General features: G+C 42.2%; 13 protein-coding genes. 6 read left to right on the forward strand and 7 right to left on the reverse strand.

The window, feature by feature from the left end; genetic code table 11:
• Both KXV15_RS12820 and KXV15_RS12825 read right to left on the reverse strand, forming a co-directional pair.
• Positions 1-142 (reverse strand): GTP-binding protein (locus KXV15_RS12820; RefSeq protein ID WP_240007774.1); only part of this gene is annotated, 142 nt, incomplete at its 3' end.
• A gap of 158 nt (positions 143-300) precedes the next feature.
• Positions 301-2,265 (reverse strand): protein meaA, encoded by a 1,965-nt coding sequence (locus tag KXV15_RS12825; protein WP_240008610.1) that lies wholly within the window; start codon positions 2,263-2,265, stop codon positions 301-303.
• A 248-nt stretch (positions 2,266-2,513) separates the two neighbouring features.
• On the opposite strand from KXV15_RS12825, the gene ccrA reads away from it, so the two are divergent.
• A complete protein-coding gene (gene ccrA / locus KXV15_RS12830) occupies positions 2,514-3,791 on the forward strand; it encodes a crotonyl-CoA carboxylase/reductase (protein ID WP_240008611.1) in 1,278 nt (425 codons plus the stop codon).
• A 109-nt stretch (positions 3,792-3,900) separates the two neighbouring features.
• A complete protein-coding gene (locus KXV15_RS12835) occupies positions 3,901-5,226 on the forward strand; it encodes an ATP-binding protein (protein WP_240008612.1) in 1,326 nt (441 codons plus the stop codon).
• On the opposite strand, the gene proC is transcribed toward KXV15_RS12835, so the two are convergent.
• From proC to KXV15_RS12850, 3 genes are all read right to left on the reverse strand, one after another.
• The gene (proC, locus tag KXV15_RS12840) at positions 5,223-6,020 is read right to left on the reverse strand and encodes a pyrroline-5-carboxylate reductase (protein ID WP_240008613.1); all 798 of its coding nucleotides are present in this window, start codon (positions 6,018-6,020) and stop codon (positions 5,223-5,225) included. The genes KXV15_RS12835 and proC overlap by 4 nt on opposite strands.
• Positions 6,021-6,049: 29 nt before the next feature.
• Positions 6,050-6,544 carry a type III secretion system chaperone family protein gene (locus KXV15_RS12845; protein ID WP_240008614.1) on the reverse strand — a complete coding sequence of 165 codons (495 nt, stop codon included), beginning with the start codon at positions 6,542-6,544 and terminating at the stop codon, positions 6,050-6,052.
• Between the two features lie 132 nt (positions 6,545-6,676).
• Positions 6,677-6,961 carry an accessory factor UbiK family protein gene (locus KXV15_RS12850; RefSeq protein WP_240008615.1) on the reverse strand — a complete coding sequence of 95 codons (285 nt, stop codon included), beginning with the start codon at positions 6,959-6,961 and terminating at the stop codon, positions 6,677-6,679.
• 146 nt (positions 6,962-7,107) lie between these two features.
• Here KXV15_RS12850 and lgt point away from each other — a divergent pair, with 146 nt between their 5' ends.
• From lgt to KXV15_RS12870, 4 genes are read left to right on the forward strand one after another with little or no spacing between them, the layout of a single operon-like run.
• The gene (lgt, locus tag KXV15_RS12855) at positions 7,108-7,959 is read left to right on the forward strand and encodes a prolipoprotein diacylglyceryl transferase (protein ID WP_420830591.1); all 852 of its coding nucleotides are present in this window, start codon (positions 7,108-7,110) and stop codon (positions 7,957-7,959) included.
• The gene (locus tag KXV15_RS12860; protein ID WP_240008617.1) at positions 7,952-9,046 is read left to right on the forward strand and encodes a class I SAM-dependent methyltransferase; all 1,095 of its coding nucleotides are present in this window, start codon (positions 7,952-7,954) and stop codon (positions 9,044-9,046) included. Before lgt ends, KXV15_RS12860 begins: the two co-directional genes overlap by 8 nt.
• A gap of 1 nt (position 9,047) precedes the next feature.
• Positions 9,048-9,824: a peptidoglycan editing factor PgeF gene (pgeF, locus tag KXV15_RS12865; protein WP_240008618.1), complete on the forward strand. Its 777-nt coding sequence runs from the start codon at positions 9,048-9,050 to the stop codon at positions 9,822-9,824.
• A 50-nt stretch (positions 9,825-9,874) separates the two neighbouring features.
• Positions 9,875-10,540 carry a DNA-3-methyladenine glycosylase family protein gene (locus tag KXV15_RS12870; protein WP_240008619.1) on the forward strand — a complete coding sequence of 222 codons (666 nt, stop codon included), beginning with the start codon at positions 9,875-9,877 and terminating at the stop codon, positions 10,538-10,540.
• On the opposite strand, the gene argS is transcribed toward KXV15_RS12870, so the two are convergent.
• Both argS and KXV15_RS12880 read right to left on the reverse strand, forming a co-directional pair.
• On the reverse strand, positions 10,541-12,328 hold the full coding sequence (gene argS / locus KXV15_RS12875) for an arginine--tRNA ligase (protein WP_420830590.1): 1,788 nt from the start codon (positions 12,326-12,328) through the stop codon (positions 10,541-10,543).
• 69 nt (positions 12,329-12,397) lie between these two features.
• Positions 12,398-13,096 (reverse strand): hypothetical protein, encoded by a 699-nt coding sequence (locus KXV15_RS12880; protein ID WP_240008621.1) that lies wholly within the window; start codon positions 13,094-13,096, stop codon positions 12,398-12,400.
• Between the last annotated feature and the right edge of the window lie 70 nt (positions 13,097-13,166).

Consider the following 13,166-nt stretch of genomic DNA (forward strand, 5'->3'; position numbering starts at 1 on the left):
CATAAGCCATTGCTTTTGCACCACCAGCTTTCGCCAATGTCATGGTGATAGCAGCAGTCAATGTTGTCTTACCGTGGTCAACGTGTCCAATAGTACCAATGTTACAATGCGGCTTGGTACGCTCAAACTTTTCCTTAGCCATTTTAAAAACCCTTTATTAGTAAAAGTGCAATATGTTTCATCGCTCGCTGTATGACAGACTCCGCCATTCACAAAAGCGTGCCGCTCTTTAGGTGAAAAATTATTTTGTTGCAAGTGCGGTTGACATAAATATTATTCTAATCGGCATGGGATGCGTCATTATGCAAATTTTTGTTCCAAAATCCCCACAATATCGCCCATAATTTCGGTGATTTTGAAGTCTTTTGGAGTGTAAATTTTTCTGACACCAAATTGCAACAATGCCTGCTCATCTTCTGGCGGAATGATTCCCCCAACAACAACAGGAATATCTTGAAGCCCTGCTTCACGCATGCGGCCAACCACATCACGCACCAAATCAAGGTGAGAGCCAGACAAAATCGACAATCCAACAATATGAACTTTATTAGCCTTGGCGAGGTTTACAATTTCTTCGGGTGTTGAACGAATGCCTTCATAGGTGGTTTCAAAACCCACCGCACGGGCACGGGTTGCAATTTGCTCAGAGCCATTGGAATGACCATCAAGTCCAGGTTTCCCAACCAGCATAGCAAGCTTTTCACCAATTTTATCAGATAACTTTTCAACACGGGTTTTTACTGCGGCGATGTCTTCATCATCAATCTGAACAATTAACGAAACACCAGTTGGTCCACGATATTCGCCCAAAACTTCACGTAATGCCTGCCCCCATTCGCCTGTGGTGACGCCTGCTTTGGCACATTCGATTGATGGTTCCATAATATTTATGCCATTTTGAACAGCATCTTTTAATGCCGCGAGGCTTTGGGCAACCCGCGCTTCATCACGGTTTTTGCGCCATTCATTTAGACGGGCAACCTGGTCCTGCTCGGCCATTGGGTCGGCGGTTTGAATTGCCTTTGTGCCAGCGCCAAGCGGGGATTCTTCGGATTCGGTCCATTTATTGACACCAACAACGATTTGCTCTGTGCCCTCTATGCCTAAAAGACGGTCGCGATTGGCGTTTACCAATTGCTCTTTCATGTATGAAACCGCCTTTATTGCACCGCCCATTGCCTCAATTTTGGCAAGTTCAGCTTTGGCGCCATCAATCAACTCTTTAGTCTTTGCCTCAATAACTGTCGAGCCATTGAAAATATCTTCAAATTCCAAAAGATCTGTTTCATATGCCAAAATCTGCTGCATCCGAAGTGACCATTGTTGGTCAAACGGCCGTGGCAAGCCTAATGCCTCATTCCATGCCGGTAATTGTACGGCGCGCGCGCGCGCATCTTTCGACATTGTAACCGCCAATGCCTCAAGTAAAATACGATAAACGTTATTTTCTGGCTGGGGTTCGGTTAAACCCAAAGAGTTCACCTGTACACCGTATCTAAAACGGCGATCCTCAGGGTTTTTAACGCCATAGCGGGTTTCACACAATTCATCCCATAATTTTGTAAAGGCGCGCATTTTGCAGGTTTCAGTAATAAAACGCATGCCCGCATTAACAAAAAAGGAAATACGGCGAACAATTTTATCAAAATCATCTGAATTGAGATTTCTTGATTTAACCTCATCAAGGATTGCAATAGCGGTCGCAAGGGCGAATGCCAATTCTTGTTCCGGTGTAGCACCCGCCTCTTGCAAGTGATACGAACAAACATTCATAGCGTTAAATTTTGGCGAATTTGCAAGACACCATTCAATCGTATCAACGGTTAATTTCAACGATGGTTCGGGTGGAAAAACATAGGTTCCGCGTGAAAGATATTCTTTAATAATATCGTTTTGTGTTGTGCCTTGTAATTTATCGCGTGGCACGCCCTGTTCATCGGCCAAGGCAACATAAAGTGACAATAACCATGCCGCAGGGGCATTAATGGTCATAGATGTGTTCATTACGCCCAAATCAATGCCATCAAAAAGGGTGCGCATATCGCCAATATGGCAAATGGGAACCCCAACCTTGCCGACTTCGCCTTTTGAAAGGACGTGATCGGAATCAAGCGCAGTTTGCGTTGGCAAATCAAAGGCAACAGAAAGACCAGTTTGACCACGTGCGAGATTGGCACGATATAGCTCATTAGATTTTTTTGCGGTCGAATGCCCAGCATAGGTTCTAAAAATCCATGGGCGGTCTTTTGCGTGTTGATATTCCATTCTCACTCCCCCAGACACCATCATTGCGACGGTATTTTTTCAAACAAGGTTTTAAACCACATATTTTTTTATTTTATGGCTTGACACTTTCAATTTGCAATGCACCATATATTTTGTGCGGCGCAAAGTAAATAAAATTTTTTTGCACCGTTTTGGCAATTGCACTTTGGTATTAGTTGCCAAATCATCGTTTAAAAACTATTGTAAGATAAAGAAACTTGAGAAGTTACACAAATCGGGAGCGTGAAATGAATACTAATGCTGCAACTGCGAAAGAAGAATTGTTGGATTTGTATCCAATGGGTCAAATTCCACCAAAATTCCATGTCCCTGAAAAGATGTGGGCATGGGCAATTCGCCGTGACCGACAAGGTCGCCCCAATCAGGCTATGCAGCTTGAAGTAGTCCCAACCCCAACAATTGATAATGACGAAGTTCTGGTTTTGGTAATGGCCGCCGGCGTTAATTACAATGGCATTTGGGCCGGCCTTGGTGAACCAATGAGCGTGTTTGACGTTCATAAACAAGATTATCACATTGCTGGCTCTGATGCGGCTGGTATTGTTTGGGCGGTTGGTAAGAATGTTAAACGCTTTAAACCCGGTGATGAAGTTGTCGTACACTGTAACCAAGATGATGGTGACGATGAAGAATGCAATGGCGGCGACCCAATGTTTTCAACATCACAACGTATTTGGGGCTATGAAACGCCAGATGGTGCATTCGCCCAATATTGCCGTGTTCAAGCGCGCCAATTAATGCCGCGTCCAAAACACTTAACTTGGGAAGAATCTGGCTGTTATGTTCTTACATTGGCGACTGCTTATCGCATGCTATTCGGTCACCGCCCACATGTTTTAAAACCGGCTGATAATGTTCTTATTTGGGGTGCATCTGGTGGTCTTGGTGTATTTGGTGTGCAACTTTGTGCGGCAGCAGGTGCAAATGCCATCGGGGTAATTTCCGATGAATCTAAACGTGATTTCGTTATGAGCATGGGCGCAAAAGCCGTCCTAAACCGTAAAGATTTCAACTGCTGGGGACAGCTTCCAAAAGTAAATGGACCTGAGTTTAACGACTATATGAAAGAAAGCCGTAAATTTGGTAAAGCCATTTGGGATATAACCGGCAAAAAAGACGTTGATATGGTTTTCGAACATCCCGGTGAATCGACATTCCCCGTTTCTGTTTTTGTTGTTAAACGCGGCGGCATGGTGGTTATTTGTGCCGGCACGACTGGCTTCAACTTAACTATGGATGCGCGCTTCCTTTGGATGCGCCAAAAACGTGTCCAAGGTTCTCACTTTGCCAATTTAAAACAAGCATCAGCGGCAAACGAACTTGTTATTCAACGCCGCATCGACCCATGTATGTCAGAGGTTTTCTCTTGGGAAGATATTCCATTGGCGCACGAAAAAATGCTTGATAATAAACACTTACCGGGCAATATGGCGGTTCTTGTAAATTCACCTCGCCCTGGGCTTAGAACTTATGAAGACGTTTTAGAGGCTTGTGGGCAAATATAATTTATTCAGACTCTCACCTTCATACATTTTTTAAAGGCTTGGCGATGCCAAGCCTTTTTATTTTTGCAAACATTGATTATAAAGATATTACCTTTATTTTGCGGTAAGTATGAAATTTAACCTTAGCCTATCTAAAATCTCTCCACCCGGTCTATTTGCGCGGTCTTTATTGATTATCGTACTGCCAATTATGATTATGCAGGTTGTGGTAACCTATTTGTTTTTTGATATTCATTGGTCCCGCGTAAGTCGTTCATTATCTGAATTCACTGCAAGCGATATTTCATACATTACCAACCAATATATTGCGAACCCAAGTGCCGCAAATTTTGAACATTTAAAAAGCGATGCATCAAAACACTTCCGCCTTTCAGTTGCATTGAGACAAGGCGAAAAACTTCCGCAATCGGTGCGTAAAGCAAAAATCGCCGCGTATGACCGCACATTAAACCGCGCATTGTCGCAACAGCTTTCTTATGATTATTGGTTCGACACCACACGTTACCCAGATTATGTTGATATTAGGGTGCAAGTTCCAGAAGGGGTTTTGCGCTATCTTGCATACCGCGATCGGGTATTTGCGTCATCTGGTGGGCTATTTATCACCTGGCTATTGGGTGCGACCCTTATACTCGCAACAATTTCCGTATTATTCATACGTAATCAAATTAAACCAATGGAGCGACTTGCCGAAGCTGCGGAAGAATTTGGCAAGGGTAAAAGCGTTAATTTACGACCGCATGGCTCAAGGGAGGTTCGAAACGCCACCCGTGCCTTCCTTGAAATGCGTAACCGCATCCAAAGACATATTGAGCAAAGAACCCACATTCTTGCAGGTGTTTCGCATGATTTACGAACCCCCATCACGCGCCTTAAGCTAGAACTTGCAATGATGCCACAAGATGAAAATATAAAGGCCGCGCAATCTGATTTAAAGCAAATGGAAGAAATGCTCGAGGAATATCTTGATTTTGCGAAGGGTGAGTGGGCAAACACCAATGAATATATTGATATTTATAAACTTGCGGCGGCGGCATATCACGATGCCCGTAGGATTAATGAAAACATCACCATTGAAACCGATGAAAATGAGGCCATTGTAACAGGTAAGGCAACTTCGATTAAACGTTGCTTTGACAATTTGATTTCAAACGCATTGCAATACGGAAATAATGTCAAAATTGGCATTAGATGCGAGGGGAATTTCGTTTTTTTCACAGTTGAAGATGATGGCCCGGGCCTTAAACCCGAAGAGTATGACAAGGCATTAAACCCATTTTCCCGCCTTGACGAAGCGCGAAACCAAAACAAAAAAGGAGTTGGGCTTGGGCTTGCGATTGTACGCGATGTCGCGCGCTCACATGGCGGTGAACTGCAACTCGCACCTAGCGATATGGGTGGTCTAAAGGCAGTTATTAGATTGCCAAAATCCTAGTTCTTACCAAGTTCTTTGGAACGGTGTGCCGCGGCACGAATGGCATTACGCATTAATTCGAACAATGCCGCATTATTGGTCAAAACATCTAGTGCCGCCGCGGTCGTGCCATTTGGCGAAGTAACCGCTTTTCGTAATTCTTGTGCGGATTGACCAGATTCTTTCAATAATTTTGCCGAACCCAATATGGTTTCAATCACCAATTTTTCACTGGTTTCTCTATCAAGACCTTCGTTTTGGGATGCCGCAATCATTGCCTCGGCCATTAAGAATATATATGCAGGGCCAGAGCCAGAAACCGCAGTGACTGCATCAATATCGTGTTCTGCACTTACTTTTACAACTTCACCAAGCGGCGATAATAATTTTTCTACACATTCAAAGTCTTGGGAAACACAACTATTATTGCCAATATATGCGGTTATGCCAGACCCAATTTGCCCGGGGGTGTTTGGCATAGCACGAACAACACGCCCGCACCCCGAAGCCGATTGCAATGTAGCAAGATTTATTCCTGCCATAATCGAAACCACCAAGGTTTCTTCGCCGCAAAGTTTCTTTAAATTTTCACCAATCGTAGGGAAAATCTGTGGTTTTACAGCACAAATCACAATGTCGAAAAAACCTTCAGTCGGGTTAATTTTCCAATTGTTTGTTGAAAGGAATTTCTGAAACTCCTCATTTACAACAGGGTCAAAAAGTGAAAATTCAAAGTCGAGACCAGCCTTAATCCAGCCGTAAATCATCGCCTGCCCCATTCTTCCACCGCCGATAATAGCGACTTTTTGGGTCATGCAATTCTCCTATTTCCTGTTTGTTATAATTATGCCTCGCCGGCAGTTTCGAAAAGTGCTGCCTCGGCTGCTTCACGTGGGGTTTTTCCGGCCCAAAGTAAAAAGTTAAATGCCGGATAAAAACGCTCACAAGCCTCGATACCTGCCGCCATTATTGCCGCAAATTCCTGTGGTTCAGGATCTGGACGACCAATAAGCGACAAGGTGTGGCGCCAAATAATATTGTCTTCAGTCGAATTGATTTCAAAATGACCTAGCCACATTGATTCATTCAAAAGACCAATTAATTGTAAAACTTCAATAAATTTTGCCTTTGGAACTTTTTGCTCAAAGACATAGGCAACGCCAACCGATGATTTATCTTCACGCATAGCAATGTGACCATGCATTTCGGTGTAAGAAATTGAAGTTGCAAAATGAAGCTCATTATTAAGTCGTTCATATGGACGACTATCAGAGCATAGTACCGCCTCGGCACTATCTAATACTTCACCGAGTTCGTATGTATCTTCTTCTAAATTCATCATATAGCCCAAACACCCAAATTCTTTGTTCTAACTGAACCGGTCCGTCCCAGAATGGGTAAAAATTCCAGAGATTCTCTTCAAATGCAAAGAGACTGCCACATCAATGTGTGCTTATTAAATTGATTCCAATTATTTGACGGTCTTTTTTGCCACTGTCTTTGCAGTGCTTGCCTTCTTGACCTCTGGCTTATCGGAAAGCTTTGCCTCAAGTGCTGCAAGTTTTTCTTCAACAGCCTTTAAACGATCAAGCGCATTTTCATATTCATCGCGACGAACCAAATCAAGGTCTAGCAATGTTTGTTCGATTTTTGATTGCCAAAAAGTCTTCGCCTCCTCACCCATTGTTTGGGCGAAGCCTAAAGCACCATTCGCAATCTTGGAAATATCGTCAAAAATAGGATTTTTTGTTTGCATTGGCTTCTTATATCACAACATTGTCAAAAAATCCACAAATTTAAACCGCGAATTAATGCGATAAAATTAACTTCTGCGAAACCTAATTTCAGGTTTTGACAAATCACATCACGATATATAGAGATTGATACATGATTTTGCTTGCTATACCATTCCCCGAAATTAGCCCCTTTGCTTTTCAAATCCCACCATTTGATTTATTTGGATTTCATATTGGGCCATTGGGTATAAGATGGTATGCCCTTGGCTATATTACAGGCATTATAATTGCTTGGAATATACTTTTAAAACTTGCAAAAACCCCTGATTTATGGCGCGATAATAAACCACCTTTCACAGGTCCAAATATCGACGATTTTGTTTTTTATGCCACTTTGGGCATATTGATTGGTGGCCGCCTAGGGTATGTTTTATTTTATCAACCGGTAATGCTACTTGATCCTTTAAGCATTTTACGAACCTGGGAAGGCGGAATGTCTTTTCATGGTGGTATAAGTGGGGTTATTCTTGCTGTGCTTTATGTATCATGGCGTAACAAAATTAATCTTATAAATTTTGCCGATGCTGTTGCGCTTGCATCACCTTTGGGAATCGGGATTGTTCGGGTTGCCAATTTTATCAATCAGGAATTATGGGGCAGGCCAACCGACCTTCCATGGGCATTCATTTTTGACACTGACCCACTTCGTTTACCGCGTCACCCAAGCCAATTATACGAGGCAATGTTAGAAGGTTTTTTACTATTTGCGATTCTTTGCTTTGCGGTATGCAAGTTAAAAAGTTTAAAAAACAAGGGGTTAACGGCAGGAATTTTCTTGACAGGTTACGGTTTATCAAGAATTATACTTGAGAATGTAAGACAACCTGATGGATTCATGCCGGATTTCCCATTTGGCTTAACAATGGGAATGATGCTTTCGATGCCAATATTGGCACTAGGAGTGGTGTTTTTAACCATTGGGATAAAAAACCGCAACCAAGATAGAGTTAATGAGTAATTCAACATCAGGCGACAATAAAGTCGAAAAACAAATCCGCGAAATAATAGGCCTTCAAGGACCTATTGGTATTGATGTATTTACCCAATATTGCCTTTATGACCCTAAGCACGGTTATTACATCAATCAAAACCCAATTGGTGCAGAAGGTGATTTTATTACCGCGCCAGAAATAAGCCAGATGTTTGGTGAAATGATTGCGAAATGGGTTATTTCGTGCTGGGTCAATCTTGGTTCGCCTGCCAAATTTAATTTGATTGAAATGGGTGCTGGACGCGGAACATTGTTAAAAGACATCATTCGAACTTTGTGCAAATTCCCAGAAATTACCAATGCCATAAAAATCAATATTGTAGAGAGTAATAATAATCTCGCAAAAATACAAAAAGAAAAAATCGAAAACTCCATTACTTCTGAAAAGAGTTTAGGGGTGTTTTGGTATCAAGATTTGAACAAATTATTCAAAGATAATGATGATTGTCCATTTATAATGATTGGCAATGAATTTCTTGATTGTCTGCCAATAAAACAATTTATAAAAACCCCAAAGGGCTGGTGTGAGAAACTTGTCGGAATTGGCAAAGATGACAAACTTACCTTTGGGCTTTCTGCACCAATGAATATAAGTTTTGAAAAGAAAATCAAAAATGATGATATTGGCGCAATCGTTGAAATTTCGCGCCCACTGGAGGCATTCATTGAAAATGTCTGCCTATATTTAAAAGATAAAAAAGGTTATGCGCTTTTCATTGATTATGGTTATGATGATTATGAAAATGGCGATACTTTCCAATCGCTTTATAAACATGAAAAGAATTCACCGCTTAAAAATATTGGACTAGCGGACTTGACCGCCCATGTTGATTTTATGGAACTGGCACGAATTGCATATAAACACGAAATTGAATACGAAGGCCCGATTACGCAAGCAGAGTTTTTAACAAGTCTTGGCATCAAAGAACGGGCACAAAAACTTGCATCGCTAAACCCAGATAAAACAAAATCAATTCTTTCAGATCTTCACCGATTGATTGGTGAAGCACAAATGGGTACATTGTTCAAAGCATTTGCATTCAAAGTTATTTAATATGGATAATAAAGTGACCCCATTCAAATCCGCAAAGCTTGATAAAATCTCAAATATTGCGCACGGCTTTTATGGTCGTGAAGGCGGTGTCTCAAGCGGTATTTATACAAGCCTTAATTGTGGTTTTGGCTCTAATGACAGTATCGAGAATGTAGCAAAAAACCGTGAATTGGTTGCAACCAACCTCTCTGGTAAACCTAACAAACTTAACAATCCATACCAAATTCATTCGAATGTTTGCGTGTATATTGACAAGGATTTACCTGAAAACACACCCCGTGCCGATGCGATTGTTACCGATAAAAAAGATGTGATTCTTGCTATTCTAACCGCTGACTGCACACCGATTTTATTTTGTGATGCCGAAAATGGGGTGATTGGTGCGGCACATGCTGGTTGGAAAGGTGCAATTGGTGGAATTATTCAAGCGACCGTAAATCAAATGGTTTCCCACGGTGCAAATATTGAAAATATATCCTGTGCGATTGGTCCATGTATTGAACAAAAATCATATGAGGTTGGTGAGGAGTTTTTTGATGAATTCACTAAACAAGCACCAGAAAATTCACAATTTTTCAAATCTGGTAAGCCACAAAAATATCATTTTGATTTAAAGGGTTATTGTGCATCAGTGCTTGCAAGTACAGGCATTAAAAATATTGATATTTTGCCAAATGATACGTGTGCAGAAGAAGATGCTTTCTTTTCTAATCGCCGCCGCAATCATTTAGGTGAACATGATTATGGGCGCAATGTTTCGGTAATTATGCTTAAATAGCTTTTCAAAACCTACTTGCCAAAACTTATTTTTCATCCTAAGAACAAATAATGAACAAAGACTTTTTAAAACTATGCCCTAAAATGGCGGCTTTGCATGAACGCTTTGGTGATTGCCCAATCCCGAATGAGCGTGGTTATTCAATTTATGAATCGCTTTTTCGTGCCATTGTATTCCAACAATTATCAGGCAAAGCGGCAAGCACGATTCTTGGTCGGGTTTTAAAGTTGTTTGATTTAGAAATTTTAGGAGATATCGTCACATTTCCAAGCCCTCATGCCGTTTTGCTTATGGATGAAGACGCACTACGTGGGGCAGGTTTATCGTGGAATAAAATCCGCGCCATAAAAGACTTATCTCAAAAGAAAATTGACGGTGTTGTTCCTGATAATGATGTTGCGCATGGTTTATCTGATGATGAACTGGTTGAGCGCCTGATAAGTGTTCGTGGTATTGGCCGTTGGACGGTTGAAATGTGTCTTATTTTCACATTGGGTCGCGAAGATGTTTGGCCTGCCGATGATTTGGGCGTACGCAAAGGCTTTGCCCATGTATATGGCCACAAAGAAATGCCGACACCAAAGGAAATCATGGGAATGGCCGATCATTTGAGGCCATTCCGCTCTTATGCCGCTTGGTATTGTTGGCGCGTCTGCGATGAGTTGAAGCCGCAAAAACCCGCCAAAGGATCACCTAAGGCAAAAGGTGAGAAGTAACTACATCCGTTCGGGAACGTTAATTCCCAATAATTCCAACCCCTTTTCAAGCTGCTTCAGGGTCGCAACAGCAAGTGCTAGACGGCTTTGCATTACAAGCGCATCATCAGCACCTAAAATCGGGCAATTGGCATAGAATGATGAGAAGGCACCCGCCAAAGCATAGACATGGTCCGCCAAAATATGCGGTGCACGTTTTTCATATGCGCCCAAAAGCGCATTCTCAAAACCATCGAGCGCAAAAACAAGGGCGCGTTCTTGTGGTTCTTTGATATGAATTTCGCCAGCTTTAATGTCTTTTTCCGCCGCTTTGCGCAAAATCGCTTTGATACGAACGCAAGCATAAAGCAAATAAGGGCCTGTTTTACCCTCAAAAGACAGAAATTTATCAAGGTCAAAAACATATGATGTGCCACGGAAATTCTGCAAATCAGCAAATTTCAAGGCTGCCATACCAACATAATCAGCAATTTGTGTACGCTCATCTTCTGGTAAATCTGCGGCAACACCGGCCTCATTAAGTTTGGCAGTCGCCTTTTCACGCACCATTTGGATTAAATCATGTAGTTTTAACACACCACCTTCACGGGTTTTAAATGGTTTGCCATCTTTGCCATTCATTGTGCCAAAGCCGATATGTTCCAATTGATCGCGGCGCAAATATCCTGCCTTATCAGAGGCACGGAAAACCGATTCAAAATGTTCTGATTGTCTTTGGTCAACACAATATAAAACCAATTCAGCATTAAATTTTTGCTTGCGGTCCAAAATGGTTGCTAAATCAGTTGTGCCATACATGGCAGAGCCTTCAGAACTTACAACCAATAAAGGCGGGACATTAGGACGTTCGCCACCATCGCGTGCCGGAACCATTTTATCATGCACAAAAATTACACGTGCGCCCTGATCCTCAACCAATAATCCCTTTTGCTCAAGGTCTTTAATCATATCAGGGATTAATGGATCGGCATCAGATTCGCCAAGCCATAAATCAAACTCAACGCCCAATGCACCAAATTCACGTTTTAATGCTTCGCGTGATACATTTACAAAATGCTGCCACAAAGCGCGGTAACCCGCCCGCCCCACCTGCAACTCTGCGGTCGCGCGGCGTGCAAGATTGCGGTAATCCTCATCGGTCTTGGCACGTGCCGCAGCAGATGGATAAATACGCTCTAGATCGGCAAGCGTAACCGGACTTTGGGTTGGATATTCGCCTGAAAAATTTTCATCAAAATACGGTAAATCGGGCATTTCTTCAGAAAGAGTTGAGATCAAAAGCCCCATTTGGAAGCCCCAATCACCAAAGTGTGCATCGCCCAAAACATCATCACCACGGAAACGGAATAGACGCTTTAAAGAATCACCAATTATGGTTGCGCGCAAATGCCCAACGTGCATCGATTTGGCAACATTCGGCCCCGCATAATCAACAATAACTTTACGAGGGTGTTCAACAATTTCTGCACCACCCCGCTCATCAGCGAGTATTTCAGACGCACGAACATCAAGCGCATCATCTTTTAGGAAAATATTCAAAAAGCCAGGGCCGGCAATCTCGACCTTGCTTATTATTTCGTTACTTGCAACAAGTGCCGCAATCTCGGTTGCAATTTCACGCGGATTCTTACCCAGTTTTTTTGCACCAGCCATTGCGCCATTACATTGGAAATCGCCAAATTCAGATTTAGTTGCAGGCACAACCTGCCCTAATTCTGCTGGCAACCCCGCAGTTTCAAATGCCTGTGATAAAATCGCGCTAAGTTTTTTTGTGAGATTCATAGCCATTGCCTGTAACGTATTATGTTACAGGCAAATAGCCAAAACAGCCATAAAAAGCAAATTTAAAGATGTTATTTATTTCGCGCCGGAATTAATACGGAATCTTTTGCCATCGCGGTTAAATTCAAGTTCTTTTGGCGTAAGGTCATAGCCAACAATAACTTCAAAATTTGTTCCAGAAATACCGGAATTAACGCGTGGTATAGTAATTGATACCGGCGGCATCAAAAGTCTTTGACGATCTTCGCCAGGCTTGAAATAAACACGGTTGGTAAATTCTTGTTTTGAAATTGGGGCGATATCAGTACGAACAACGCTAACCCAATATTTCACATCCTTATAATCGCCAACTGCCTTTGGACCTTTACCAAGCGCCATATCGATTTGAAGATCAATTGTAATTGGTTCATTGCCATAATAGCGACAGCTTGAAGTAATGTTTTGGATTTCACCGGTATAACCAACATTTTCAAATTTCTCTGCACCATCAATTTCAACAAAACGTGACGCCTCATACAATGTGCGTACCGCAGGGCAAGGACCAGCATTAGCCACCCCAGAATCACCATTTAGTTTTTTCGAAAGGTTGGTAAAAAAGCCTTTTTTCTGTTGCGGGGCCTGTGTTGGGTCAACTTTATCCACACCATCATTAGCCTGTGGCGCAGGTGCAGGCGCACTTATATCTTCCGGCGGCATTTCCGGTTTTGGTTTATGGGCGCACGATGCCAGTGCAATTGATGATACGGCAACAAATAATAAAGCAATTGAGCGCATTTAACTTCCAATTCAATCCGCAATACGGCATTATGCTTCTAATGCTCGAAATTTTAGAAATATAGTCTAT

The organism is Pseudaquidulcibacter saccharophilus (assembly GCF_019455445.1).
Taxonomy (GTDB): domain Bacteria; phylum Pseudomonadota; class Alphaproteobacteria; order Caulobacterales; family Aquidulcibacteraceae; genus Pseudaquidulcibacter; species Pseudaquidulcibacter saccharophilus.

Coding starts and splice junctions, on each gene's coding strand:
- KXV15_RS12825 (WP_240008610.1), bottom strand. CDS start 2,265: ATGGAATATCAACACGCAAAAGACCGCCCATGGATTTTTAGAACCTAT.
- KXV15_RS12880 (WP_240008621.1), bottom strand. CDS start 13,096: ATGCGCTCAATTGCTTTATTATTTGTTGCCGTATCATCAATTGCACTG.
- KXV15_RS12850 (WP_240008615.1), bottom strand. CDS start 6,961: ATGCAAACAAAAAATCCTATTTTTGACGATATTTCCAAGATTGCGAAT.
- KXV15_RS12845 (WP_240008614.1), bottom strand. CDS start 6,544: ATGAATTTAGAAGAAGATACATACGAACTCGGTGAAGTATTAGATAGT.
- argS (WP_420830590.1), bottom strand. CDS start 12,328: ATGGCTATGAATCTCACAAAAAAACTTAGCGCGATTTTATCACAGGCA.
- KXV15_RS12860 (WP_240008617.1), top strand. CDS start 7,952: ATGAGTAATTCAACATCAGGCGACAATAAAGTCGAAAAACAAATCCGC.
- ccrA (WP_240008611.1), top strand. CDS start 2,514: ATGAATACTAATGCTGCAACTGCGAAAGAAGAATTGTTGGATTTGTAT.
- KXV15_RS12835 (WP_240008612.1), top strand. CDS start 3,901: ATGAAATTTAACCTTAGCCTATCTAAAATCTCTCCACCCGGTCTATTT.
- KXV15_RS12870 (WP_240008619.1), top strand. CDS start 9,875: ATGAACAAAGACTTTTTAAAACTATGCCCTAAAATGGCGGCTTTGCAT.
- pgeF (WP_240008618.1), top strand. CDS start 9,048: ATGGATAATAAAGTGACCCCATTCAAATCCGCAAAGCTTGATAAAATC.
- proC (WP_240008613.1), bottom strand. CDS start 6,020: ATGACCCAAAAAGTCGCTATTATCGGCGGTGGAAGAATGGGGCAGGCG.